Raw genomic sequence first — 22,262 nt, forward strand, 5'->3', positions numbered from 1 at the left:
TCCTTACCAGCTCGACTTGGTGAGACCCGGGATCAGGCCCTTGTTGGCCAGATCGCGCAGCATCACACGGGCAAGCCCGAACTTGCGGTAGTAAGCACGCGGACGACCGGTCAGCGCGCAGCGGTTGCGGATCCGCGTCGGGTTGGCGTTGCGGGGCAGCTCGGCCATCTTCAGCCGCGCGATGAGACGCTCGGTCTCGTCGAGCGACTGGTCGTTCGCGATTGCCTTAAGCTTCGCCAGCTTGGGCGCATATTGCGCCACCAGCTTCTTGCGACGCTCGTTCTTGTTCACGGAACTCAGTTTCGCCATGGACTTAAGCTCTCTTTATCAGACCAGCGAGGCGGTCATGCCGCCTTCTTCGCGTCGGTCGTTTCTTCCTCGCCAGTGGACTCCGGCGGGAACGGGAAGCCGAACAGACGGAGCAGCTCGCGCGCCTCGTCGTCGCTCTTCGCGGTCGTGGTCACGATCACGTCCATGCCGCGCACCTTGTCGATGCGGTCATAGTTGATCTCCGGGAACACGATCTGCTCCTTGATGCCGCAGGCATAGTTGCCGCGGCCGTCGAAGCTCTTCGGGTTCAGCCCGCGGAAATCGCGGACGCGCGGGAGCGCGATGGTGATGAAGCGGTCGAGGAACTCGTACATGCGCTCGCGGCGAAGGGTGACCTTCACGCCGATCGGCATGCCCTCGCGCAGCTTGAACTGCGCGATCGACTTCTTCGCCTTGGTGACGACGGGCTTCTGACCCGCGATCAGCTCCATCTCCGAAGCGGCCTGGTCGACGCGCTTCTTGTCCTGGGTCGCCTCGCCGACGCCCATGTTGAGCACGATCTTGTCGATCCGCGGGATCTCGTTGACGTTCTTGTAACCGAACTTCTCGGTCATCGCCGCGACGATGCGATCCTCGTAGATCGCCTTCATGCGGGGCTTGTAGGCATCAGCCATCGATCTTCTCCCCCGTCTTGACGGCGACGCGGACCTTCTTGCCGTCCTGCGTCTCGAAGCGGACTCGGGTCGGCTTGCCGTCGGCGGTGACATGCGCCACCTTCGACACGTGCAGCGGCGCCTCGATGCGCTCGAGCCCGCCCTGCGGGTTCGCCTGCGTCGGCTTGCGGTGACGGGTGGCGACGTTGACGCCGCCGACGATCACCTTGCTATCCTTCGGCATCGACTGGGTGACCGTGCCGGTCTTGCCCTTGTCCTTGCCGGACAGGACGATGACCTGATCGCCCTTCCTGATCTTCGCGGCCGCCATCACAGCACCTCCGGCGCGAGGCTGATGATCTTCATGTGCTTCTTGCCGCGCAGCTCGCGCACGACCGGGCCGAAGATACGGGTGCCGATCGGCTCCTCGTTCTTGTTGACCAGCACCGCGGCGTTGCCGTCGAAGCGGATCACCGAGCCGTCGGCGCGGCGGATGTCCTTGGCGGTGCGCACGATCACCGCGCGGTGAACGTCGCCCTTCTTCACGCGGCCCCGCGGCTGCGCTTCCTTGACGCTGACGACGATGATGTCGCCGACGCCGGCCGTGCGGCGCTTGGACCCCCCAAGCACCTTGATGCACTGCACCCGCTTCGCGCCGCTGTTGTCAGCGACGTCGAGATTGGACTGCATCTGGATCATCGATCCGCTTCCTTCTCGCCTTGGGGTGGATACCGACCCAGCCCCGCCTAAAAAAACGACCCCCGGCGGGCGCGTACGCCGGCCGAGGGGAGCGGCCGGTTAGCCGCTCCGCGGGCGAAAGGCAAGTGCCCTGACCCCGCGTCTTCCCACCGGGCTCGGCTGGTCTCCGCGGCCAGGCCGCGGACCCTTCCCGAAACGCCGGCGGGCGCGCTCACCGACGCTTACGCGTCGACGTCGACCCGCTCGGGCGCGACATGCGTGTTCACGCGGTCAACGACCTTCCAGGTCTTCAGCTTGGAGATCGGCGCGGTCTCTTCGATGCGCACGGTCTCGCCCTGCTTATACTCGTTCGCCTCGTCGTGGGCGTGGTACTTCTTCGAGCGACGGATGATCTTGCCGTAGAGCGGGTGCTTCACCTTGCGCTCCACGTTGACGATCACCGTCTTCTCGCCCTTGTCGGAGACGATCACTCCGGTCAGCACGCGCTTCGGCATGTGCGTCGTCCTCTTACTTGGCCGCAGCCGCAGCGGTGCGCTGCGCCTGCAGGGTCTTGATGCGGGCGATGTCCTTGCGGACCTCGCGCACGCGGCTCGGCTTCTCGAGCTGGCTCGTCGCCGCCTGGAAGCGCAGGTTGAACTGCTCGCGCTTCAGGTTGCCCAGCGCCTCGGCGAGCTGGTCGTCGCTCTGGCCGGTGAAGTCAGTGGTATGTGCCATCTTACTCGCCTCCCAGGTGCGAGGTGTCGCCGAGCCGCGCCACGACCTTGGTCTTGATCGGCAGCTTCATCGCGGCGCGCTCGAACGCCTCCGCGGCGAGCGGCCCCTCGACGCCGTCGAGCTCGAACAGGATCCGGCCCGGCTTGACCCGCGCGGCCCAGAACTCGGGCGAACCCTTGCCCGAGCCCATGCGGACTTCGGCGGGCTTGCTCGACACCGGCACATCCGGGAAGATGCGGATCCAGAGACGCCCCTGGCGCTTGATGTGGCGCGTGATCGCGCGGCGGGCCGCCTCGATCTGACGCGCGGTGATACGGTCCGGCTCCATCGCCTTGAGGCCATAGGAGCCGAAGTTCAGCGAGGTACCGCCCTTGGCGTCGCCGTGGATACGGCCCTTGAACGCCTTGCGGAACTTGGTGCGCTTCGGTTGCAGCATTGCCTTATTCCTTAGCGGCGGTCATCGCGCGCGGGGCGCACGCCGGAGGTCTGGGCCTCCATCATGAGACGATCGGTCGCCATCGGGTCGTGACCGAGGATCTCGCCCTTGAACACCCACACCTTGACGCCGCAGACGCCATAGGCGGTGTGCGCCTCGGCCTCGGCATAGTCGATGTTGGCGCGCAGCGTGTGCAGCGGCACCCGGCCCTCGCGATAGCTCTCCGAGCGCGCGATCTCGGCGCCGCCGAGACGGCCGCCGCAATAGACCTTGATGCCGTCCGCGCCGAGGCGCATCGCCGACTGCACCGCGCGCTTCATCGCGCGGCGGAAGGCGATACGACGCTCGAGCTGGTCCGCGATGCCCTGCGCGACGAGCTTGGCGTCGACCTCGGGCTTACGGATCTCGACGATGTTCAGCGACACGTCCGAGCTGGTCATCGCGCCGAGCGTCTTGCGCAGCTTCTCGATGTCCGAGCCCTTCTTGCCGATGATCACGCCCGGGCGCGCGGCGAAGACGGAGATGCGGCACAGCTTGGCCGGACGGTCGATCACCACCTTCGAGATCGCGGCCTGCGGCAGCGTCTTGATGATGTACTGGCGGATCTTCAGATCCTCCAGCAGCAGGCGACGGTAATCGTCGCCCTCGGCGTACCAGCGGCTGTCCCAGGTGCGGTTGATCTGCAGGCGCAGACCGATGGGATTGCTCTTGTGACCCATTAGGCTTCTTCCTGCTCGCGCACGACGATCCGCAGCCGCGAGAACGGCTTGAGGATGCGGGTGGACTTGCCGCGGCCGCGCGTGGCGAACCGCTTCATGGTGATCGACTTGCCGACGGACGCCTCGGCGACGACGAGCGCGTCGACGTCGAGGTTGTGGTTGTTCTCGGCGTTGGCGATGGCCGAGGCCAGCACCTTGCGCGCGTCGATCGCCATCGACTTCTTGGAGAAGGCGAGGATGTTCATCGCGTCGGCCGCCGAGCGACCGCGGATCAGCGCCGCGACCAGTCCCAGCTTCTGCGCCGAGCCGCGGATCTGCGTGCCGACCGAGAGGGCTTCCTTCTCGCCGACCTTGCGGGGGGATGCAGGCTTGCTCATCAGCGCTTGCCCTTCTTGTCAGCCGCGTGACCCGGGAAGAACCGGGTCGGCGCGAACTCGCCGAGCTTCATGCCGACCATGTCCTCGTTGACCGAGACGGGCACGAACTTGCGGCCGTTGTAGACCGAGAACGTCAGACCGACGAACTGCGGCAGGATGGTGGAGCGGCGCGACCAGGTCTTGATCGGCGCGCGCCCACCGGCATCCTGCGCGGTCTCGGCCTTCTTGAGCAGGCTCAGTTCGACGAACGGGCCCTTCCAGACAGAGCGAGCCATTACTTCTTCCTCGCGTGGCGGCTACGGATGATCATCTTGTCCGTAGACTTGTTGTGGCGGGTGCGCGCACCCTTGGTCGGCTTGCCCCACGGGGTGACCGGGTGACGGCCGCCCGAGGTCCGGCCCTCACCACCGCCGTGCGGGTGGTCGACCGGGTTCTTGGCCACGCCGCGCGTCAGCGGGCGCTTGCCCATCCAGCGCGAGCGGCCAGCCTTGCCGAGGTTCTGGTTCTGGTTGTCGGGGTTCGACACCGCACCGATCGTCGCCATGCACTCGCCGTGGATGTAGCGCTGCTCACCCGAGTTGAGGCGGACGATGACCATGCCGCGGTCGCGGCCGACGACCTGCACGTAGGTGCCGGCCGAGCGCGCGATCTGGCCGCCCTTGCCCGGCTTCATCTCCACGTTGTGGACGATGGTGCCGACCGGGATCTGGCCCAGCTCCATGGCGTTGCCCGGCTTCACGTCGGTCTTCTTGCCCGCGATCACCTTGTCGCCCGGCGCGAGCCGCTGCGGCGCGATGATATAGGCCAGCTCCTCGTCGGGGTACTTGACCAGCGCGATGAAGGCGGTGCGGTTCGGGTCATACTCGAGCCGCTCGACGATGCCCTCGACGTCCCACTTGCGCCGCTTGAAGTCGACGTAGCGGTAGCGCTGCTTGTGCCCGCCCGCGATACCGCGCGAGGTCACATGGCCCTTGTTGTTGCGGCCGCCGGTCTTGCGCTTGCCCTCGGTCAGCGCCTTGACGGGCTTGCCCTTGTACAGCGCCGACTTGTCGACCAGGACGAGGCCGCGCTGCGCCGGCGACGTCGGGTTATAATGCTTGAGTGCCATCTTACTTGGCCCCCTCGGTGACGTCGATCGACTGGCCCTCGCGGAGCGTCACGATCGCCTTCTTGACATCGGAGCGACGGTAGGGCGCACCCTTCCAGCGCTTCGTCTTGCCCTTCTGGACGATCGTGTTCACGCCCGTGACGCTGACGCCGAAGAGCGCCTCCACGGCCGCCTTGATCTGGGGCTTGGTCGCCTTGGTGGCGACCTTGAAGACCACCGCGTTCTGCTCGGAGAGCAGGGTCGCCTTCTCGGTGATGTGCGGCGCGACAATCACGTCATAGTGACGGTTGTCGATCGCCTCTGCCGGCTTAGCCATTGAAGCGCGCCTCCAGCTTCTCGACCGCCGCGCGCGTCAGCACCAGCGTGTCTGCCTTGATGATGTCGTAGACGTTCGCGCCGACCGCCGGGAGCAGGTCCACGCCCGGCAGGTTGCGACCGGCGCGGAAGCTCTCGCCCGCCTCGCCGTCGATCACCAGCGTGCGCTTGCCCGTGGTGAGCGTGGCGAAGTGGCCCTTGAGCTCCTTCGTCTTCTGCACCTCGAACGAGTCGAGCACGATCAGCGAGCCCGCCTTGGCATGGCTGCTGAGCGCCATCTTGAGACCGAGCGCGCGAACCTTCTTGTTCAACCCCGGGTTGAAGTCGCGGACGCGGGCGCCGTGCGCCTTACCGCCGCCGATGAACACCGGGGCGCGGCGATCGCCGTGACGGGCGACACCGCCGCCCTTCTGGCGACCGAGCTTCTTGCCCGAGCGGGCGACGTCGGCGCGCTCGCGCGTGCCGCGCGCGGTGGCGCGACGCTTCTCGAGCTGCCAGGTCACGACGCGGTGCAGGATGTCGGCACGCGGATCGAGGCCGAAGACCTCGTCGTTGAGCTCGATGTCCGCTGCGTCGGTGCCGGCGAAGGAGGAAACCTTGACCTTCACGTTCAGCCCTCCTGGCCGTCGGTCGCGGGGGCATCGGCCGACGTGTCGGCCGGCGTGTTCGCCGCGCTGTTGTTGTTGGCCGCCGACTTGATCGACGCCGGGTACGGCGCGCTCTCGTGGCGATCCTGCTTGACCGCGTCCTTGACGAACAGCCAGCCGCCCTTCGAGCCGGGCACCGAGCCCTTCACGAAGATCAGGCCGCGCTCGACGTCGGTGCCGACGATCTCGAGGTTCTGCTGGGTGCGGTTCTTGTCACCCATGTGGCCCGCCATCTTCTTGTTCTTGAAGACGCGGCCGGGATCCTGGCGGTTACCGGTCGAACCGTGCGAGCGGTGCGACACCGACACGCCGTGGGTCGCGCGCAGACCGCCGAAGTTCCAGCGCTTCATCGCGCCGGCGAAACCCTTGCCCTGGGTGCGGCCCTGGATGTCGACCAGCTGGCCGGCGACATAATGGTCCGCGGCGAGCTCGGCGCCGACGTCGAGGAGATTGTCCTCGGTCACGCGAAACTCGTGCACCACCGCCTTGGGCTCCACCTCGGCCTTGCCGAAATGGCCGCGCTGCGGCTTGGCGACGTTCTTGCTCTTGGCGACACCTGCGCCGAGCTGGACGGCGGTGTAGCCGTCACGGTCCTTCTCGCGACGGGCGACGACCTGAAGCGCCTCGATCTGCAGGACGGTGACCGGCACGTGGCGGCCGTCGTCCTGGAACAGGCGGGTCATCCCCATTTTCTTCGCGATCACGCCAGTACGCATGATCCGTTGCTCCTTGACAGAGGCACCGCGAGGCCCATCCCCACAGTGCTTGTGACCCGTGCCTGGCGGCGCGGATCGGTCAGCCCGGAATGTGCGAAGCGTGCCCCCGTCCCGGGCTGGCGCCTCCCCGAGGGGAAGCAGACGGGAGACGCTGACCCGGCCACCCGAGAGCGGCCGGCGGTATCTCTGTCCTGTCGTCATGCCGGCGGCTGCCGGCACCTCCTGGTGAGGGATGGTCGCGAACGCGCCACCCTCCCCTTCAAGACCCCGACCGAGATCGGGATGACGCGGGAGGGATGACTCACCTCCCGCGAGAAGAGGCGCGCTTACGCCAAGCTGTTGACGCCGTCAACAGGGGCCCCGACCTTCGCCGGGGCCAAAGGCGCGCCGGCCTGACGTCAGGCCAGCTTGATCTCGACGTCGACACCGGCGGCGAGGTCGAGCTTCATCAGCGCGTCCACCGTCTGCGGGGTCGGCTGAACGATGTCGAGCATGCGCTTGTAGGTGCGGACCTCGAACTGCTCGCGCGACTTCTTGTCGATGTGCGGCCCGCGGTTGACCGTGAACTTCTCGATGCGCGTCGGCAGCGGGATGGGGCCACGGATGAGCGCGCCGGTGCGGCGCGCGGTGTCGGCGATGTCGCCGGTCGCCTGATCGAGCACGCGATGATCGAACGCCTTGAGGCGAATGCGGATGTTGCTGTCCATGATCCCTACCAATGCGAAAGAGCGGGGCACTTCCTCCCCCGTCACTCCGGCCGAGACCGAAGCCCTGCTACGCTAGCGTCACGCTGCCACAAGACCCCGGCCGAGACCGGGCCGACGGGACGAGAGCACCTCTTGCTGTTCTCGAACCCAAAGCGAAGGCGCGGCCATAACCGCGCTCCCATTAAAAGGCAACCGCCCGACGCACCTTTCGGCGCATCGGGCGGAACCTTCGTGTCGGGCCGGCGGACCGGCCCGGTACGGCTTACTTCGAGATGGCGCTCACCACGCCCGCACCCACGGTGCGGCCACCCTCGCGGATGGTGAAGCGCTGGCCGACGTCCATCGCGATCGGCGCGATCAGCTTGATGCCGAGCGCGACGTTGTCGCCCGGCATGACCATCTCGGTGCCCTCGGGCAGCTCGACGGTGCCGGTCACGTCCGTGGTGCGGAAGTAGAACTGCGGGCGGTAGTTGGCGAAGAACGGCGTGTGACGGCCACCCTCGTCCTTCGACAGCACGTACACCTCCGACTGGAAGTCGGTGTGCGGCTTGATCGAGCCCGGCTTGCAGAGCACCTGGCCGCGCTCGACCTCGTCGCGGGCGACGCCGCGGATCAGCGCGCCGACGTTGTCGCCGGCCTGGCCCTGGTCGAGCAGCTTGCGGAACATCTCGACGCCGGTGACGGTGGTCTTGCGGACGGTCGGGTGGATCCCGACGATCTCGACTTCCTCACCGACCTTGACGATTCCGGTCTCGACGCGACCGGTCACGACCGTGCCGCGGCCCGAGATCGAGAACACGTCCTCGATCGGCATCATGAACGGCTTGTCGAGCGGACGCTCCGGCTGCGGGATATACTCGTCGACCGCCTTCATCAGCTCCATGACCGCGTCCGGCCCGAGCTTCTGGTCCGAGCCCGACAGCGCGCAGGTGGCCGAGCCCTTGATGATCGGAATGTCGTCTCCCGGGAACTCGTACGAGCTGAGCAGCTCGCGGACTTCCAGCTCGACCAGCTCGAGGATCTCCTCGTCGTCGACCAGGTCGACCTTGTTCATGAACACGACCATCGCGGGCACGCCGACCTGGCGCGCGAGGAGGATGTGCTCGCGGGTCTGCGGCATCGGGCCGTCGGTCGCCGACACGACCAGGATCGCGCCGTCCATCTGGGCGGCACCGGTGATCATGTTCTTGACGTAGTCGGCGTGCCCCGGGCAGTCGACGTGCGCGTAGTGGCGGTTGGCGGTCTCATACTCGACGTGCGCGGTCGAGATGGTGATGCCGCGCTCGCGCTCTTCCGGCGCCTTGTCGATGTTGGCGAAGTCCACCGCCGCGTTGCCCGCGACGTTCTCCGCCAGCACCTTCGTGATGGCGGCGGTCAGCGAGGTCTTGCCATGGTCGACGTGACCGATGGTGCCGATGTTCAGGTGCGGCTTGTTCCGCTCAAACTTAGCCTTAGCCATTGTTTCCCTACCTTCTGATTTCCACTGGAGCCGCACTCAGGACTCGCCGTGAAGGCGGCCCCATAGCGGCTCAATTCGCGTTGCGCAAATCCCTAGCCCCTTGAGGGACCGGGGCGGCGTTCCGGTTCGCGGCGTGCCGGGGCGAGGTCACCCTCGCCCCGCGCGCCTCAGGCCAGCTTCGCCTTGACCTCGTCGGCGACGTTCTGCGGCACCTCGTCATAGTGCGAGAACTGCATCGAGTAGCTCGCACGCCCCTGGGTGAAGGAGCGCAGCGAGTTCACGTAGCCGAACATGTTCGCCAGCGGCACCATCGCGGTCACCGCCTGCGCGTTGCCGCGCGTGTCGGTGCCCTGGATCTGGCCGCGGCGCGAGTTCATGTCGCCGATCACGTCGCCCAGATAATCCTCTGGGGTGACGACCTCGACCTTCATGACCGGCTCGAGCAGCGTGATGCCCGACTTCTGGGCCGCCTCGCGCATCGCGCCGCGCGCGGTGATCTCGAACGCCAGCGCCGACGAGTCGACGTCGTGGTACGCGCCGTCGTACAAGGTGATCTCGAAGTCGATGATCGGGAAGCCGACCAGCGAGCCGGTCGCCGCGGTCTCGCGGAAGCCCTTCTCGATCGCGGGGATATATTCCTTCGGAATGTTACCGCCCTTGACCTCGTCCTTGAAGATGATGCCCGCGCCGCGCTCGCCCGGGTTCAGCTTCACCTTCACGCGCCCGAACTGGCCGGTGCCGCCCGACTGCTTCTTGTGGGTATAGTCGACGTCGACCGGCTTCTTCAGATACTCGCGATAGGCCACCTGCGGCGCGCCGACGTTGGCCTCGACCTTGAACTCGCGCTTCATGCGGTCGACCAGGATCTCGAGGTGGAGCTCGCCCATCCCCTTGATGATGGTCTGGCCCGACTCGTGGTCGGTCGAGACGCGGAACGAGGGATCCTCGGCGGCCAGGCGGTTGAGCGCGACGCCCATCTTCTCCTGGTCGGCCTTGGTCTTCGGCTCCACCGACAGCTCGATGACCGGCTCCGGGAACTCCATGCGCTCCAGGATGATCGGGTTGGCGGGATCGCACAGCGTGTCGCCCGTGGTGGTCTCCTTGAGACCCGCCAGCGCGACGATGTCGCCCGCCCGCGCTTCCTCGATGTCCTCACGCGAGTTCGCGTGCATCAGGAGCATGCGGCCGATCTTCTCCTTCTTGTCCTTCACCGAGTTCATGTAGGTGCCCTTGGTGAGGACACCCGAGTAGATCCGAGCGAAGGTGAGCGAGCCGACGAACGGGTCGTTCATGATCTTGAACGCCAGCGCCGAGAAGGGCGCGGTGTCCGACGAGGGGCGCTCGTCCGGCGTCTCGCCGTCGAGCTTGACGCCCTTGATCGCGGGCACGTCGAGCGGGCTCGGCAGATAGTCGACCACCGCGTCGAGCAGCGGCTGGACGCCCTTGTTCTTGAACGCCGAGCCGCACACCACCGGCACGAACGCCATACTCAGCGTACCCTTGCGGAGCAGCGCCTTCAGCGTCTTGGCGTCGGGCTCGTTGCCCTCAAGATACGCCTCCATGGCGTCATCGTCCTGCTCGACCGCGAGCTCGATCAGCTCGCTACGGTACTTCGCCGCCTTCTCGGCCATGTCGTCCGGGATCGGCTGATACTCGAACTTCGCGCCGAGCGACTCCTCGAGCCAGATGATCGCGCGGTTCTCAACCAGGTCGACGAGGCCCTTGAAGCCGCCCTCGATACCGATCGGCAGGTACAGGACGGCCGGCTTCGCGCCGAGGCGATCGATGATCGACTGGACGCAGAAATAGAAGTCGGCACCGGTACGGTCGAGCTTGTTGACGAAGCACATGCGCGGCACGCCGTACTTGTCGGCCTGGCGCCACACCGTCTCGGACTGCGGCTCGACGCCGGCGACGCCGTCGAAGCAGGCGACCGCGCCGTCGAGCACGCGGAGCGAGCGCTCCACCTCGATGGTGAAGTCGACGTGGCCCGGCGTGTCGATGATGTTGATCAGATGCTCGGGGCCGTTACCCTCTTCCGCCTTCCACTTGCAGGTGGTGGCGGCCGACGTGATCGTGATCCCGCGCTCCTGCTCCTGCTCCATCCAGTCCATCGTCGCGGTGCCCTCATGGACCTCGCCGATCTTGTAGGACTTGCCGGTGTAATAGAGGATGCGCTCGGTCGTCGTCGTCTTGCCGGCGTCGATATGCGCCATGATGCCGATGTTGCGGTAGAGTTCGAGCGGATGGCTGCGGGCCATGACAGGTGGTCCTTCGGACTTGGGTGATACGGGCGGGCGGCTGGATCAGCCGGTCAGGAGTTTGGCCAGCGCAGCGCCGGCGCCCACAAGCGCGCCGCCCGCCACCAGACCCTGGATGAGAAGCAACCACGGCGAGATCATCCGATCACGCTCCAGCTTCAGACTTTCCGCCAGAAGCTTATACTCTTCCGCGGTCAGCTTGGCAGCCTCAGCCATAAGCTTCCGCGTCTCGGCTTCCAGTCGCGCCGAGTCGCGGTTGAGGCGGCGAATGTCGTCGTCCGAAGTATCCGGTACCGTCGCCATTCACCGCCTCCTCAACGCCTATATAAGCGCTTACCAGCGATAATGCGAGAAGGCGCGGTTCGCCTCCGCCATGCGGTGCGTGTCCTCGCGCTTCTTCACCGCGTTGCCGCGGTTGTTCGCCGCGTCGAGCAGCTCGCCCGAGAGGCGCGCCGACATGGTGTTCTCGCTGCGGCCGCGCGCCGCGGTGATCAGCCATCGGATCGCCAGCGCCTGGGCGCGCTCCGGACGGACCTCCACCGGCACCTGGTAGGTCGCGCCGCCGACGCGGCGGCTGCGGACCTCGATGCCCGGCTTGATGTTGTTCAGCGCGTCATGGAACACGCCGATCGGCTCGCGCTTGGCGCGGGTCTCGACGGTCTCCATCGCCGAATAGACGATGCCCTCCGCGACCGACTTCTTACCGTCGTACATCACGGAGTTCATGAACTTGGAGAGAACCTCATCCCCGTACACGGGATCAGGCAGGATTTCCCGCTTCTCGGGACGACGACGACGCGCCATGTGAATTTCCTTCTTAGATCAACCGAGCCGCGTGCGGCTCCGGGTTCCGGCCTGCGCCGAGCTGACGTCCGGGCGGCCTGGCCGCCCGCCGGTCACTTCGGCCGCTTGGCGCCGTACTTCGAGCGCGACTGGCGACGGTCCTTGACGCCCTGTGTGTCGAGCACGCCGCGCAGCACGTGATAACGCACGCCCGGGAGGTCGCGCACACGGCCGCCGCGGATCAGCACCACCGAGTGCTCCTGCAGATTGTGGCCCTCGCCCGGGATGTAGCTGATGACCTCGCGCTGGTTGGTCAGGCGGACCTTGGCCACCTTGCGCAGCGCCGAGTTCGGCTTCTTCGGGGTCGTGGTGTAGACACGGGTGCAGACGCCGCGCTTCTGCGGGTTCTGCTCCATCGCAGGGACCTTGGACTTGGCCTTCTGCGGCTCGCGGCCCTTGCGGACCAGCTGGTTGATCGTCGGCATGAAGCCTTCACCTTATCTGGAGGTTACTTTGCTGGAGCCCTGACAAGACTTGGAATACGAAAAGGACCGTGCGGCAGCCGATATCGGCGGCCTCAGGCCCTTGATGCATCCAGCAATGTTCAAGCTGCCGGGCAGAAGTCGCCTCCCACCCGAACGGAGGCGCCTATACGCGCGCTCGGTGCGCCGGTCAATCGCCCGCCGTCCCGCTCACGTGAGCGGTCGTGCCGCCGTTGCCCGGTGCGTAATGGCCGTCACGTCGCTCCCCTCGCGCGGCGAAGGCGCGGGGAGAGCGAAGGATCTCATTTCACCTCGACGCCGCCCTTCACCACCGCCACCGGATGCTCGAGCACGGTGACGTCGCGCAGCGGGTCGCCGCGCACCGCGACCATGTCGCCGTAGCGCCCCACCGCGATCGCGCCCACGTCGCCCTCGCGGCCCAGCGCGCGCGCGGCGCTGGTGGTGGCGGCGCGGATCGCGTCGAGCGGGGTCATGCCCCATTGCACCATCTTGGCGAACTGCCTGGCATTGTCACCGTGCGGGTAGACGCCGGCGTCGGTGCCGAAGGTCATCGGCACCCCCATGCGGAAGGCGCGCTGGAAGGTCTGCCGCTGCTTGAGGCCGATCACTCGCTCCTTGTCGAGGCTCTCCTGCTCGGTACCGTTCTTGGTACCCGTCGCCAGGATATAATCGTCGTTGTAGATATCCATGTCGAACCAGGTCTTGTGCTCGATCGCGAGCTTCATCGCCTCGTCCGAGGCGAGGCTGACATGCTCGATCGTGTCGACGCCGGCGCGGATCGCGGCCTTGATCCCCTCGTCGCCGTGCGCGTGCGCCGCCACCTTCAGGTGGAGCATGTGCGCCTCGTCGGCGATCGCGCGCATCTCCTCCTCGCTGAGCTGCTGCCCACCGACCGAGTCGCCCAGCGAGAAGACACCGCCGGTGGCGCAGATCTTGATCACCTCGGCGCCGTATTTGTGCAGCCAGCGCACCTTGGCGCGCGCCTCGTCGGGCGAGTTGATCACCGACGGCAGCTTCTTGTCGAGCGACGGCGGCAGCGCGTTGTCGTCGCAATGCCCGCCGGTCGCGCCGATGGCATAGCCCGCGGGCACGATCCGCGGGCCGATCACCCAGCCGCCATCGATCGCTTCCTTGAGCCCGATGTCCTGGAAGTCGGCGGCGCCGACGTTGCGCACCGTGGTGAAGCCCGCGCGCAGCGTCTTGGCGGCGTTGGCGACGCCCACCGCCCCCCAGAAGCTGTCGGTGTATTTCAGCGTCTGATAGCCGGCGATCTCCGCCAGGCTGGTGAGATGGACGTGCATGTCGATCAGGCCGGGGACGAGCGTGACGTCGCCGAGGTCGACTCGGCGCGCGCCCGCGGGGATCGCGGGGCGGCTCGCCCCACCAGCGGCGACCGCGGCGATGCGCCCGTCGGTGACGACGATCACCGGGTCGGCCACGATCGCGCCCTTGTCGACGTCGAGCATCCGCGCGGCGGTGACGACCACGCTCTCGGCCGCGGCGGGCGCGGCGCAGGCGAGCGCGACGAGCGCCGCGGCGGCGCGCGGCAGGGCGGTCAGTCTCATAGGTACTTCCCCTTGTTTCCCGGCACGATGGCCGAGTTGCGGCGGGGAGGGAAGAGGCGCGAGTCGGGAGCGCCGCGCTCAGTCGCGCAGCCGCTCGCTCAGGAAAGCGATCAGCGCCTCGACGCGCGCCGGACGCAGCGCGCTCGGCGGGGTGAGCAGATGTAGCCCGATCGGCGCCGGCGCCCAGTCCGGCATGATCTCGACCACGCGACCCGCCGCGATCCCGGCGCCGACGATGAAGCCCGGCAGCCGCGCGATCCCCAGACCGGCCTCCAGCGCGGGCACCAACGCGTCACCGCTGTTGGCGGCGAGCGGCCCCTGCGCCTTGACCGACACCTCGCCACCGTCGCGCGCGCGGAAGCGCCACGGACCGGTGAGGTTGGTATAGCCGAGCAGGCGGTGCTCGGCGAGCTGCGAGGGGTGGGTCGGCGTGCCGTGCGCCGCCAGGTAGGAGGGCGCGGCCACGAGATGGGCGGTGATCGTGCACAGCCGTCGCGCGCGCAGCGAGCTGTCCGGCAGGTCGGCGATCCGCAGCGCGACGTCGAACCCCTCCGCGACGATGTCGACGCGCGAGTCGGCGAGGTGGAGCTCGATCTCGATCGCGGGATGCGCCGCCAGGAAGTCGGCGACGAGCGGCGCGACGTGCTTGAGGCCGAAGCTCATCGGCGCCGCGAGCCGCACCCGCCCCGCGGGAGACGAGGCGCCGTCGCGCGCGGCCTCCTCGGCGGCCTGCGCCTCCGCCACGATCCGCGCGGCACGGTCGGCGAGCGGCCGGCCCGCCTCGGTCAGCGCGAGCCGGCGCGACGTGCGATGGAACAGAGACAGCTGCAGCTGCGCTTCCAGCCGCGACACCCCCTTGGAGACCGTCGCCTTGCTCAGCCCGATCGCGTCCGCCGCCGCGCTGAACGAGCGATGCTCGGCCACCGCCGCGAAGATCGCCCATGCCTCGAGATCGGGGAGCCGCATCCTCTCCGGCCTAGAGGCCGAAACGATCCGTTTCAATCGTGCGCGTTCCACCGGGGCGGTCGCTTACTTAGGTTGACCGCGTCCGAGCGCGTCGGCGGCGCGTCCCCTCCCCTAGCCTGAACCAGGAGCCACTCACATGACCAAGGTCCTTGTCCTATACTATTCGTCCTACGGCCATATCGAGAAGATGGCCGAGGCGGTGGCAGAGGGCGCGCGCGCCGGCGGGGCCGAGGTCGACATCCGACGCGTCGCGGAGACCGCCCCGGCCGAGATCGTCGCCGCGGCCGGCTTCAAGACCGACACCGCGCACCCCGAGATCGAGGGCGCCGACGCGCTCGCCGACTATGACGCGATCGTCGTCGGCGCACCGACCCGCTACGGTCGCATGCCGAGCCAGATGGCGGCCTTCTGGGACACCACCGGCGGGCTGTGGATGAAGGGTGCGCTGGTCGGCAAGGTCGGTGGCGCCTTCACCTCCACCGCGAGCCAGCACGGCGGCCAGGAGACGACATTGTTCTCGATCATCACCAACCTGCTCCACCATGGCATGACGATCGTCGGGCTCGACTATGGCTACCAGGGCCAGATGGGCGTCAAGGAAGTGCACGGCGGCACGCCCTACGGCGCCTCGACGCTGGCCGACGGTGACGGCAGCCGCCAGCCCAGCCAGGTCGACCTCGATGGGGCACGCTACCAGGGCAAGCGCATCGCCGAGACCGCGGCCAAGCTGAAGGGCTGAAAGCTCTCTTCGACGACTATGTTCGCCCTCACCCTTACCAGCGCCTTCGGCGATGGAGCGGCGAAGCCGCGGAAGGGCGAGGGTGATCCCTCCCGGGGCGTGCTTGACGCCTCACGTCAACCCGCCGTCGACTCGCGCTCGATCAGCTCATAGTCGACCAGCTCGTCCTCGGCGGTGGCGGGCCCGTCACGGCGGCCGGCGCGGATCAGCATCTCGGCCGCGCGATAGGCCATCTGCTGGATCGGTTGGCGCACCGTCGTCAGCGCGGGCGAGATCAGCGACGCCATCGTCGTGTCGTCGAAGCCGGTGACCGCGAGGTCGCGGGGCAGCCGCAGCCCACGGCGATGCGCCTCGCCGATCACGCCCGCGGCCATGTCGTCGTTGCTGCACATGACCGCGCTCGGCCGGTTCGCCGGCGCGAGCAGCGCCGAGCCCGCGGCGATGCCCGACTCATGGTCGAACCGTCCCTCGAACAGCAGCCGCGCGTCCGCGGCGATCCCCGCCGCCGTCAGCGCGTCATGATAGCCGTGGACCCGGTCCGCGCTGTCGGAATGGTTGGGCGGCCCGGAGACGAAGCCGATGCGGCGATGACCGCGCTCGATCAGCCGCCAGGTCAGCGCGCGCATCGCCGCACGATTGTCGATCCGCACCGTCGCCGTGCCGGGCAGCGTCGCGCCGGTCGCGATCGCCGCCGCGGGCACGCCGAGCGCATGCACCACCCCCGCCTCGCTCAGCAGCTCGGCGAAGGGCGGGATCAGCAGCAGCGCGTCCGCCCCGCCGCGCACCAGCGCGCGCGCCGCCGCCTCCGCCGCCTCATGGGTCAGCCGCTGTTCCTCGCGCAGCAGCAGCTGCAAGCCGTGCGCGTTGGTGGCGCGCAGCGACCCGGTCAGGATCGCGTCCAGGAAAGGCGTGCGCGCGCCGCTGTAGATCAGTCCCACCGTCGTGGCGCGACCCCGCGCGAGCAGGCGCGCGCTGACGTTGGGGACATAGCCGAGCTCGTCGATCGCGGCGCGCACCGCGGCGACGGTCGCCGGCGCCGCGCGGCCGGCACCGTTGATGACGTTGGAGACCGTCATCGGTGACACGCCGGCGCGCGCCGCCACCGCGCGCATCGTGACCCCGCGCTCGCCGCGCCGCTCGCTCATCGCGCACGGCCGGTCATGGGCGGGCGCCGCATCGGCTCAGCCGCGGCGCGCGGGGCCACGCGCCGTCAGATCTGTCCCGCCTTCTTGGCGTTCACCGCATGATCCGCCGCGCGGGCGGTCAGCGCCATGAAGGTGAGCGAGGGGTTGATGCACGAGATCGAGGCCATCTGCGCACCGTCGGTGACGAACAGGTTGGGCGCGTCGTGCGCCTGGCTGAAGCCGTTGAGCACCGAGGCGCGCGGGTCGCGACCCATGCGCGCGCCGCCCATCTCGTGGATCGCGTCACCGGGGACGTGCTCGTCCTCGCTGCTGCGCACGTTCATGAGGCCCGCCTTCTTGAGCATCTCCTCGCCCTGCACGCGCGCGTCGGCCATCATCTTCAGCTCGTTGTCGCGGAAGCGCACGTCGAAGCGCATCAGCGGCACGCCGAAGCGGTCGACCTTGCTGGCGTGGAGCGAGACGTGGTTGTCCTCGTACGGCAGGCACTCACCGAACGCGCCCATCGAGAACTGCCACGGGCCATACTGGCGCATGCCCTGCTTCATCGCGGCGCCGAAGCCCTGCGGCTTGGCCGGATCGCGCCGCGCGCTGCCCTGGTAGCCGTAGCCGCGCTTGAAGCCGAGACCCTCGTCGCCGTTGTTGTTGCGGAAGCGCGGGATGTAGACGCCGCCGGGGCGACGGCCGAACTCGATATACTCCTGCATCCCCGGGATCTCGCCCGAGATGTTGACGCGGAAGATATGATCCATGACGTAGCGGCCGAGCGTCCCGCTATTGTCGAAGTAGCTCTTGGTGCTGCCCGGTGCGCGCGAGTTCATCAGGATCTGCGTCGAGGCCATCGCCGAGGCGCAGAGGAACACGATGTCGGCGTTGACCGTCTCGGCCTGGCCGGTCTTGGCGTCGACGAAGCGAACGCCGGTGACGCGCTTGCGCTGCGGATCATATTCGAGGTTGGTGACGACCGCGTCCGAGCGCAGCGTGAAACGGCCAGTGGCGCGCGCCGCCGGCAGCGTCACCGCCTGGGTCGAGAAATAGGCGCCGAACGAGCAGCCGCGCCCGCACTGGTTGCGCACCTGGCACTTGCTGCGGTTCTGGTCGGGCTTGTCCTCGGTCATGTTGGACAGGCGCGTGTTGATCAGCTTGCGCCCCGGGAACGCGCCCTCGAGTCGCTGCTTGAACCACTTCTCCGCCACGTTCATCGGCATCGGCGGCTGGAACTGGCTGTCCGGCAGGTAGGACAGGTTCTCGCGCGAGCCCGACACGCCGATATACTTCTCGACGTAATCGTACCACGGCGACACGTCGTCGTAGCGGATCGGCCAGTCGCCGCCGACGTTCTCCTTCTTGTTCGCCTCGAAGTCGGCCGGGCTCCAGCGGAAGCACCAGCGCCCCCAGATGATCGACTTGCCCCCGACCGCGGCCGGGCGAATCCAGTAGAACTTGCTGCCCTCGTCGTAGGCGTACGGGTTCAGCCGGTCATTGTTATAATATTTCTGCGTGCTCGGCGAGACATAGCCGTGGGTGGTGATGAAATAGTCGCTTTTCACCAGCTCCGGCGGCATCATGTCGCGCGCCGGGATCTCATAGGCGGGCTTGCCGTCGTAGGTATAATCGGTCTGGTGCTCGACCATGATGCCGCGGTCGAGCATCAGGACGCGCATGCCCTTCTCGGTCAGCTCCTTGGCGGCGAACCCGCCGCTGACGCCCGAGCCGATGACGATCGCGTCGAATCTGTTGGTATCTGCCATGATCCCCTCCCGGGATGAGTGTCGTCAGAAGCGCAGCTTGCGCAGCGTCTGGAAGCTGGTGGTGATGTCGGGGATGTACGGCGCCGGCGACTCGTCGTTCTCGACGTAGAAGTGCTTCACGCCCGCCATCGCGTTGAGCTTGAACAGCGCGCCGAAGTCGATCGTGCCGAGCCCCACCGAGGTCATCTTGCCGTCGGGGCGCTGGTCCTTGACGTGATAGGCGTAGATCCGCCCCGCCATGCGCTTGATCAGCGCGGCGGCGTCCTGGCCCGCGTGGATCGCCCAGTAGAGGTCGATCTCGACCTTCACCAGCCTGGGATCGGTACCCTTGATGAAGCGGTCGTACAGGCTCACCCCGTCGGGCTTGGTGGTGAACTCGAAGTCGTGGTTGTGATAGGCGAAGCCCAGCCCGTTGCGCGCCAGCTCGCGCGCGAACTTGTTGAAGTTCGGCAGCGCTGCCTCCCATGCCGCCGCGGTGCGATGCTCGTCGGTCATGTACGGCAGCACGATCGTGTCGGCGCCCAGCGTCTTGGCCATCTTCACGCTGTCGTCGAACTTGTTGAGCAGCAGGTCGTAGCCGACGTGGATCGAGGGCGAGGTCAGCCCCAGCCGGTCCATCGTCTTGCGCAGCATGGCGTGGTCCATGCTGTCATAGCCACCGCCGCCATATTCGACCTCGCGGTAGCCGATCTTGGCGATCTGCCCGAGCGTGGCGACCGGGTCCTTCTGGAACAGCTCGCGGACGGTGTAGAGCTGGATGCCCACCTTGCCGAGCTGCGCGGCGGACGCGGGCAGCGCGCCCGCGACACCAAGGGCGGCGAGACCGGCGCTGCCGGCCAGGAACGTGCGACGGTCCGTCATCATGAGGAATACACCTTGTTGACCTTGGAGTAGAGGAAGGCGCCGTCATATTGGCCCGGCACCGGCAGATATTCGCGCTCCTGCGTGATGCCGATCTCGGACGTGTAGTAACCGACGATCACCATCTGGCGGAACGGCTCGAAGAAGGCGGCGCCGCCCGGGATCGTGTCGTTCATCGCCAGCGTCAGCAGCGCGTCCTGCTGCGCCGGAGTGACCGCGGCGGCGCCCTTCTTATAGTCGGCGCGGCTGCGCGCCTCGATCGCGTCCAGACCGGCGATGATGGGCATGCGGTCGCTCGGCTCGGACCAGTCGGCCAGCAGCTTCTCGATATATTGCGGCACCTCCGCGGCGATCGCGCCGGGCGTGTCGGTGGCGGGGATCACGCGGTCGCTCAGCGCGGTCATCACCGCCTTCTGCGCCGGCGTGAACACCTGCACCGTCGGCGGGCCGGTGTTGATCACCCCGAACGCCTGCTGCGAGGCCGCGCCCGCGGCGCGCGCGATGGGGGCGAAGAGTTGGCTGCCGAACATCGCGACGATGCCCGCGAGCGCGTCTCTGCGGTCGATCACTTGGTTTCTCCGTTCAGGTCCCGCGTGCCCGCGCGGGCGCCGCTGCTCTTGTTGGTCATACTTCCTCCCCTGCGACCCGATCGATCGCGCGATAGGCGGCGATCAGCCGCTCCTCGCCCGCGCGCCCCTCGCGCGCATTGCCGTGCTCCATGCCGATCACGCCGGCGTAGCGCTTGTCGCGCAGCCAGCGGACGACGTTGGCATAGTTGATCTCGCCCGTGCCCGGCTCGTCGCGGCCGGGATTGTCGCCGAACTGAATATAGCCGATCTCGTCCCAGCAGGTGGCGAGCGAGTTGATCAGGTTCCCCGACTGGATCTGCTCGTGGTAGCAGTCCGCGAGGATCTTGATCGCCGGATTGTTCACGCCCCGCGCCACGGCATAGCCGGCCGACCAGCTCTGCATGTAGACGTGCGGGTGGTTCACCCGCGTGTTGAGCGGCTCCATCACCAGCACCAGCCCGTGCGGCGCGACGATGTCACCGGCGCGGCGCATCAGGTCGATCACGCGCGCGGTCTGGATCTCCACCGGCACGCGCGGGTCGAGGAAGCCGGTGACGACGGTCGCGCGCCGCGTGTCAAGGCGCTTGGCCACCTCGATCGAGGCGCGCACGTCGGCGAGAAAGGCCTCGCGCTCGGCGCCGTCCTCGCTGCCGAAGATCGGGCGGAACTCCGACCATCGCGGCATGCTCGCGACGAACACGCCCATCGTCATGCCGCGCTGCTGGAGCGCCTTGGCCATCGCCTCCTGCTGCGCGACCGGGCGGGCCCTCGCCTCATTGTCCTCCCAGGCGCGGAAGCCCTGGTCGGCGGCGAAGGCGATCTGCTCGAGCAGCCCGCCGCGGCTCTTGAAGCTGCCCTCGTGCGGCGCGAAGCCGAGCGAGAAGCGCGCCGCGTTGGACGCCGCCCCGCGCTGCGCCGTCGCCGCGGACGCCGCCAGCGGCAGCGCCGCCCCGGCGGCGATCAGCGAGCGGCGCGTGGGCGTCACGCGGCGTCGCCGCGCGCGAGCGTGGCGCCGCGCGCGCGCCGCTCGGACAGCCAGATGCCGCCGAACACGAACAGCAGCACCACCGGGAACAGCGCCAGCTTGGCGAAGGACTGCGACGCCGCCGCGTCCTCGACCTGGCGCAGCGCCTCACCCGTCAGCTGCTTGAACGCCTCCGGCCCGCCGGCGAGCGCCACCTTGGCCTCGTCGAACATGCCGCCCAGCAGCGGAAGCACGAAGAAGCTGGCGAGCGCCCCGGCCGAGCCGACCAGCCCGATCGCCCAGGCGCCGCCGCGCGGGTAGCGCTCCGCGACCGAGGCCAGCATCGTCGGCCACATCGCGCACACCCCCAGGCCCCAGACGGTCGAGGCGAGGATCGCCGCCACCGGCGACTGCGCCAGCGACAGCAGGAACAGCCCGATGCCGGCGAGCAGGCTCGAGATCCACAGCAGACCGGGATTGGACAGGCGGTTCGCCAGCCGGCCCGCGAAGTGGCGGAACACGAACATCAGCGCGCTGACATAGACCAGGAGCAGGATGCCGCGCATGCCGACGCGGTTGGTCAGCGCCACGTCGAGCCACTGGCCCGGCGCGAGCTCGGACGAGGCGGTGAGGAACATCGCGCCGAACCACACGAAGAAGCTGGGGCGGCGGAACACCTCGCCGATCATCTCGCCGAAGCCGGCGCCCTCGACCTCGGCCGGCGGCGCCGGGAAGGTGGTGGTCGCGGCGATCACGACCACGCCGACCGCGGGCACGAGCACCGTGCCCATGATCACCTGCCACGGCAGCACGTTCGCCAGGAACACCCCGGCGAGGCCGCCGATGATCAGGCCGCCCGGATACCAGGCGTGGAGCACGTTGAGCCGGTGGGTGGTCTCGTCGGGGTAGAGCCGCGCGGTCAGCGGGTTGATCGAGGCCTCGGCGAGGCCCCAGCCGATCCCGCTCAGCAGCATGCCGAACCAGACGAGGTTGTAGACCGCCATGCCGGTGGCGAGATGCCCCGCGCCGACGATCAGCCCGGTGCCGAGCAGGAAGCAGATCCCGCAGCCGATCAGCACGCGCTTCGCACCGATCTTGTCGAGCAGGGCACTCACGATGAACACGGTGATCGCGAAGCCGAGGAAGGCGGAACCCAGCGCCGCGCCGATCAGTTCACCCGCCTGCACGGGCGCGATCGGGTCGATCCACTCCGCCTTGAGGCTGCTCGCGACCGCGGCGCGCAACGAGGCGCTGATCGCGGCGGTGGCCAGTGCCAGCACGCCGAGCCAGAATAATCGGCTGCGGTTCACTCCTGCCTGATCCACTACGTCCTCTCCC

General features: G+C 68.0%; 29 protein-coding genes. 1 reads left to right on the top strand and 28 read right to left on the bottom strand.

Going from position 1 to position 22,262, the window contains the following annotated elements:
• Positions 1 to 3: 3 nt before the first annotated feature.
• The 22 genes from rpsN to KZ813_RS05180 form a co-directional block, all read right to left on the bottom strand.
• Complete coding sequence (rpsN, locus tag KZ813_RS05075) at positions 4 to 309, bottom strand: 30S ribosomal protein S14 (RefSeq protein WP_132909146.1); 306 nt, start codon at positions 307 to 309, stop codon at positions 4 to 6.
• A 35-nt stretch (positions 310 to 344) separates the two neighbouring features.
• Positions 345 to 944 carry a 50S ribosomal protein L5 gene (gene rplE, locus KZ813_RS05080; RefSeq protein ID WP_219753896.1) on the bottom strand — a complete coding sequence of 200 codons (600 nt, stop codon included), beginning with the start codon at positions 942 to 944 and terminating at the stop codon, positions 345 to 347.
• The gene (gene rplX / locus KZ813_RS05085) at positions 937 to 1,254 is read right to left on the bottom strand and encodes a 50S ribosomal protein L24 (protein WP_219753897.1); all 318 of its coding nucleotides are present in this window, start codon (positions 1,252 to 1,254) and stop codon (positions 937 to 939) included. The genes rplE and rplX overlap by 8 nt, the downstream gene beginning before the upstream one ends.
• Positions 1,254 to 1,622 (bottom strand): 50S ribosomal protein L14, encoded by a 369-nt coding sequence (gene rplN, locus KZ813_RS05090; protein ID WP_022687056.1) that lies wholly within the window; start codon positions 1,620 to 1,622, stop codon positions 1,254 to 1,256. Before rplN ends, rplX begins: the two co-directional genes overlap by 1 nt.
• 221 nt (positions 1,623 to 1,843) lie before the next feature.
• Positions 1,844 to 2,116, bottom strand: coding sequence for a 30S ribosomal protein S17 (gene rpsQ / locus KZ813_RS05095; RefSeq protein WP_132909143.1), 273 nt, complete (start codon positions 2,114 to 2,116; stop codon positions 1,844 to 1,846).
• 13 nt (positions 2,117 to 2,129) lie between these two features.
• Complete coding sequence (gene rpmC / locus KZ813_RS05100; RefSeq protein WP_219753898.1) at positions 2,130 to 2,336, bottom strand: 50S ribosomal protein L29; 207 nt, start codon at positions 2,334 to 2,336, stop codon at positions 2,130 to 2,132.
• Position 2,337: 1 nt separating this feature from the next.
• Entirely contained in the window at positions 2,338 to 2,772 is a 435-nt protein-coding gene (gene rplP, locus KZ813_RS05105) for a 50S ribosomal protein L16 (protein WP_219753899.1), read from the bottom strand.
• A gap of 11 nt (positions 2,773 to 2,783) precedes the next feature.
• Positions 2,784 to 3,491 (bottom strand): 30S ribosomal protein S3, encoded by a 708-nt coding sequence (rpsC, locus tag KZ813_RS05110; protein WP_183921113.1) that lies wholly within the window; start codon positions 3,489 to 3,491, stop codon positions 2,784 to 2,786.
• Positions 3,491 to 3,868 carry a 50S ribosomal protein L22 gene (gene rplV, locus KZ813_RS05115; RefSeq protein WP_219753900.1) on the bottom strand — a complete coding sequence of 126 codons (378 nt, stop codon included), beginning with the start codon at positions 3,866 to 3,868 and terminating at the stop codon, positions 3,491 to 3,493. Before rplV ends, rpsC begins: the two co-directional genes overlap by 1 nt.
• Positions 3,868 to 4,143: a 30S ribosomal protein S19 gene (rpsS, locus tag KZ813_RS05120; RefSeq protein ID WP_219753901.1), complete on the bottom strand. Its 276-nt coding sequence runs from the start codon at positions 4,141 to 4,143 to the stop codon at positions 3,868 to 3,870. Before rpsS ends, rplV begins: the two co-directional genes overlap by 1 nt.
• Positions 4,143 to 4,976 (bottom strand): 50S ribosomal protein L2, encoded by an 834-nt coding sequence (rplB, locus tag KZ813_RS05125; RefSeq protein WP_219753902.1) that lies wholly within the window; start codon positions 4,974 to 4,976, stop codon positions 4,143 to 4,145. Before rplB ends, rpsS begins: the two co-directional genes overlap by 1 nt.
• A gap of 1 nt (position 4,977) precedes the next feature.
• Complete coding sequence (locus KZ813_RS05130) at positions 4,978 to 5,292, bottom strand: 50S ribosomal protein L23 (protein WP_219753903.1); 315 nt, start codon at positions 5,290 to 5,292, stop codon at positions 4,978 to 4,980.
• Positions 5,285 to 5,899 (bottom strand): 50S ribosomal protein L4, encoded by a 615-nt coding sequence (gene rplD, locus KZ813_RS05135; protein ID WP_219753904.1) that lies wholly within the window; start codon positions 5,897 to 5,899, stop codon positions 5,285 to 5,287. Before rplD ends, KZ813_RS05130 begins: the two co-directional genes overlap by 8 nt.
• 2 nt (positions 5,900 to 5,901) lie before the next feature.
• Positions 5,902 to 6,654, bottom strand: a complete 753-nt coding sequence (gene rplC, locus KZ813_RS05140; RefSeq protein WP_219753905.1) for a 50S ribosomal protein L3 — start codon at positions 6,652 to 6,654, stop codon at positions 5,902 to 5,904.
• Between the two features lie 398 nt (positions 6,655 to 7,052).
• Positions 7,053 to 7,361: a 30S ribosomal protein S10 gene (gene rpsJ / locus KZ813_RS05145; protein WP_007406109.1), complete on the bottom strand. Its 309-nt coding sequence runs from the start codon at positions 7,359 to 7,361 to the stop codon at positions 7,053 to 7,055.
• Positions 7,362 to 7,623: 262 nt separating this feature from the next.
• The gene (tuf, locus tag KZ813_RS05150; protein WP_219753906.1) at positions 7,624 to 8,820 is read right to left on the bottom strand and encodes an elongation factor Tu; all 1,197 of its coding nucleotides are present in this window, start codon (positions 8,818 to 8,820) and stop codon (positions 7,624 to 7,626) included.
• Positions 8,821 to 8,987: 167 nt separating this feature from the next.
• The gene (gene fusA, locus KZ813_RS05155) at positions 8,988 to 11,081 is read right to left on the bottom strand and encodes an elongation factor G (protein WP_219753907.1); all 2,094 of its coding nucleotides are present in this window, start codon (positions 11,079 to 11,081) and stop codon (positions 8,988 to 8,990) included.
• Between the two features lie 45 nt (positions 11,082 to 11,126).
• Positions 11,127 to 11,384 (bottom strand): hypothetical protein, encoded by a 258-nt coding sequence (locus tag KZ813_RS05160; protein WP_219753908.1) that lies wholly within the window; start codon positions 11,382 to 11,384, stop codon positions 11,127 to 11,129.
• A 30-nt stretch (positions 11,385 to 11,414) separates the two neighbouring features.
• Positions 11,415 to 11,885, bottom strand: a complete 471-nt coding sequence (gene rpsG, locus KZ813_RS05165) for a 30S ribosomal protein S7 (protein WP_219753909.1) — start codon at positions 11,883 to 11,885, stop codon at positions 11,415 to 11,417.
• A 92-nt stretch (positions 11,886 to 11,977) separates the two neighbouring features.
• A complete protein-coding gene (rpsL, locus tag KZ813_RS05170) occupies positions 11,978 to 12,349 on the bottom strand; it encodes a 30S ribosomal protein S12 (RefSeq protein ID WP_029936467.1) in 372 nt (123 codons plus the stop codon).
• Between the two features lie 299 nt (positions 12,350 to 12,648).
• Positions 12,649 to 13,932, bottom strand: coding sequence for a Xaa-Pro dipeptidase (locus tag KZ813_RS05175; protein WP_219753910.1), 1,284 nt, complete (start codon positions 13,930 to 13,932; stop codon positions 12,649 to 12,651).
• 78 nt (positions 13,933 to 14,010) lie between these two features.
• On the bottom strand, positions 14,011 to 14,898 hold the full coding sequence (locus KZ813_RS05180; RefSeq protein WP_219753911.1) for a LysR family transcriptional regulator: 888 nt from the start codon (positions 14,896 to 14,898) through the stop codon (positions 14,011 to 14,013).
• Positions 14,899 to 15,034: 136 nt separating this feature from the next.
• On the opposite strand from KZ813_RS05180, the gene wrbA reads away from it, so the two are divergent.
• Entirely contained in the window at positions 15,035 to 15,637 is a 603-nt protein-coding gene (gene wrbA / locus KZ813_RS05185) for an NAD(P)H:quinone oxidoreductase (RefSeq protein ID WP_219753912.1), read from the top strand.
• A gap of 116 nt (positions 15,638 to 15,753) precedes the next feature.
• Here the strand turns inward: wrbA and KZ813_RS05190 are convergent, their stop codons facing one another.
• The 6 genes from KZ813_RS05190 to KZ813_RS05215 all read right to left on the bottom strand — a co-directional run bounded on the left by KZ813_RS05190 (position 15,754) and on the right by KZ813_RS05215 (position 22,249).
• Positions 15,754 to 16,782 carry a LacI family DNA-binding transcriptional regulator gene (locus tag KZ813_RS05190; protein ID WP_219753913.1) on the bottom strand — a complete coding sequence of 343 codons (1,029 nt, stop codon included), beginning with the start codon at positions 16,780 to 16,782 and terminating at the stop codon, positions 15,754 to 15,756.
• 65 nt (positions 16,783 to 16,847) lie between these two features.
• Positions 16,848 to 18,530, bottom strand: coding sequence for a GMC family oxidoreductase (locus KZ813_RS05195; RefSeq protein ID WP_219753914.1), 1,683 nt, complete (start codon positions 18,528 to 18,530; stop codon positions 16,848 to 16,850).
• 24 nt (positions 18,531 to 18,554) lie between these two features.
• Positions 18,555 to 19,394, bottom strand: coding sequence for a sugar phosphate isomerase/epimerase family protein (locus KZ813_RS05200; protein ID WP_219753915.1), 840 nt, complete (start codon positions 19,392 to 19,394; stop codon positions 18,555 to 18,557).
• Positions 19,391 to 19,960 carry a gluconate 2-dehydrogenase subunit 3 family protein gene (locus tag KZ813_RS05205; RefSeq protein ID WP_219753916.1) on the bottom strand — a complete coding sequence of 190 codons (570 nt, stop codon included), beginning with the start codon at positions 19,958 to 19,960 and terminating at the stop codon, positions 19,391 to 19,393. Before KZ813_RS05205 ends, KZ813_RS05200 begins: the two co-directional genes overlap by 4 nt.
• A 55-nt stretch (positions 19,961 to 20,015) precedes the next feature.
• Positions 20,016 to 20,945, bottom strand: a complete 930-nt coding sequence (locus KZ813_RS05210) for a hydroxypyruvate isomerase family protein (protein ID WP_219753917.1) — start codon at positions 20,943 to 20,945, stop codon at positions 20,016 to 20,018.
• The gene (locus KZ813_RS05215; protein ID WP_219753918.1) at positions 20,942 to 22,249 is read right to left on the bottom strand and encodes an MFS transporter; all 1,308 of its coding nucleotides are present in this window, start codon (positions 22,247 to 22,249) and stop codon (positions 20,942 to 20,944) included. Before KZ813_RS05215 ends, KZ813_RS05210 begins: the two co-directional genes overlap by 4 nt.
• Positions 22,250 to 22,262 lie beyond the last annotated feature (13 nt).

It is taken from the genome of Sphingomonas folli, from assembly GCF_019429525.1.
Classification (GTDB): Bacteria; Pseudomonadota; Alphaproteobacteria; order Sphingomonadales; family Sphingomonadaceae; genus Sphingomonas; species Sphingomonas folii.

What these genes read in the sequence shown, in the direction of transcription:
- rpsN (WP_132909146.1), bottom strand. Translation starts at nt 309, where the DNA reads ATGGCGAAACTGAGTTCCGTGAACAAGAACGAGCGTCGCAAGAAGCTG.
- rplE (WP_219753896.1), bottom strand. Translation starts at nt 944, where the DNA reads ATGGCTGATGCCTACAAGCCCCGCATGAAGGCGATCTACGAGGATCGC.
- rplX (WP_219753897.1), bottom strand. Translation starts at nt 1,254, where the DNA reads ATGGCGGCCGCGAAGATCAGGAAGGGCGATCAGGTCATCGTCCTGTCC.
- rplN (WP_022687056.1), bottom strand. Translation starts at nt 1,622, where the DNA reads ATGATCCAGATGCAGTCCAATCTCGACGTCGCTGACAACAGCGGCGCG.
- rpsQ (WP_132909143.1), bottom strand. Translation starts at nt 2,116, where the DNA reads ATGCCGAAGCGCGTGCTGACCGGAGTGATCGTCTCCGACAAGGGCGAG.
- rpmC (WP_219753898.1), bottom strand. Translation starts at nt 2,336, where the DNA reads ATGGCACATACCACTGACTTCACCGGCCAGAGCGACGACCAGCTCGCC.
- rplP (WP_219753899.1), bottom strand. Translation starts at nt 2,772, where the DNA reads ATGCTGCAACCGAAGCGCACCAAGTTCCGCAAGGCGTTCAAGGGCCGT.
- rpsC (WP_183921113.1), bottom strand. Translation starts at nt 3,491, where the DNA reads ATGGGTCACAAGAGCAATCCCATCGGTCTGCGCCTGCAGATCAACCGC.
- rplV (WP_219753900.1), bottom strand. Translation starts at nt 3,868, where the DNA reads ATGAGCAAGCCTGCATCCCCCCGCAAGGTCGGCGAGAAGGAAGCCCTC.
- rpsS (WP_219753901.1), bottom strand. Translation starts at nt 4,143, where the DNA reads ATGGCTCGCTCTGTCTGGAAGGGCCCGTTCGTCGAACTGAGCCTGCTC.
- rplB (WP_219753902.1), bottom strand. Translation starts at nt 4,976, where the DNA reads ATGGCACTCAAGCATTATAACCCGACGTCGCCGGCGCAGCGCGGCCTC.
- KZ813_RS05130 (WP_219753903.1), bottom strand. Translation starts at nt 5,292, where the DNA reads ATGGCTAAGCCGGCAGAGGCGATCGACAACCGTCACTATGACGTGATT.
- rplC (WP_219753905.1), bottom strand. Translation starts at nt 6,654, where the DNA reads ATGCGTACTGGCGTGATCGCGAAGAAAATGGGGATGACCCGCCTGTTC.
- rpsJ (WP_007406109.1), bottom strand. Translation starts at nt 7,361, where the DNA reads ATGGACAGCAACATCCGCATTCGCCTCAAGGCGTTCGATCATCGCGTG.
- tuf (WP_219753906.1), bottom strand. Translation starts at nt 8,820, where the DNA reads ATGGCTAAGGCTAAGTTTGAGCGGAACAAGCCGCACCTGAACATCGGC.
- fusA (WP_219753907.1), bottom strand. Translation starts at nt 11,081, where the DNA reads ATGGCCCGCAGCCATCCGCTCGAACTCTACCGCAACATCGGCATCATG.
- KZ813_RS05160 (WP_219753908.1), bottom strand. Translation starts at nt 11,384, where the DNA reads ATGGCGACGGTACCGGATACTTCGGACGACGACATTCGCCGCCTCAAC.
- rpsG (WP_219753909.1), bottom strand. Translation starts at nt 11,885, where the DNA reads ATGGCGCGTCGTCGTCGTCCCGAGAAGCGGGAAATCCTGCCTGATCCC.
- rpsL (WP_029936467.1), bottom strand. Translation starts at nt 12,349, where the DNA reads ATGCCGACGATCAACCAGCTGGTCCGCAAGGGCCGCGAGCCGCAGAAG.
- KZ813_RS05175 (WP_219753910.1), bottom strand. Translation starts at nt 13,932, where the DNA reads ATGAGACTGACCGCCCTGCCGCGCGCCGCCGCGGCGCTCGTCGCGCTC.
- KZ813_RS05180 (WP_219753911.1), bottom strand. Translation starts at nt 14,898, where the DNA reads ATGCGGCTCCCCGATCTCGAGGCATGGGCGATCTTCGCGGCGGTGGCC.
- wrbA (WP_219753912.1), top strand. Translation starts at nt 15,035, where the DNA reads ATGACCAAGGTCCTTGTCCTATACTATTCGTCCTACGGCCATATCGAG.
- KZ813_RS05190 (WP_219753913.1), bottom strand. Translation starts at nt 16,782, where the DNA reads ATGAGCGAGCGGCGCGGCGAGCGCGGGGTCACGATGCGCGCGGTGGCG.
- KZ813_RS05195 (WP_219753914.1), bottom strand. Translation starts at nt 18,530, where the DNA reads ATGGCAGATACCAACAGATTCGACGCGATCGTCATCGGCTCGGGCGTC.
- KZ813_RS05200 (WP_219753915.1), bottom strand. Translation starts at nt 19,394, where the DNA reads ATGATGACGGACCGTCGCACGTTCCTGGCCGGCAGCGCCGGTCTCGCC.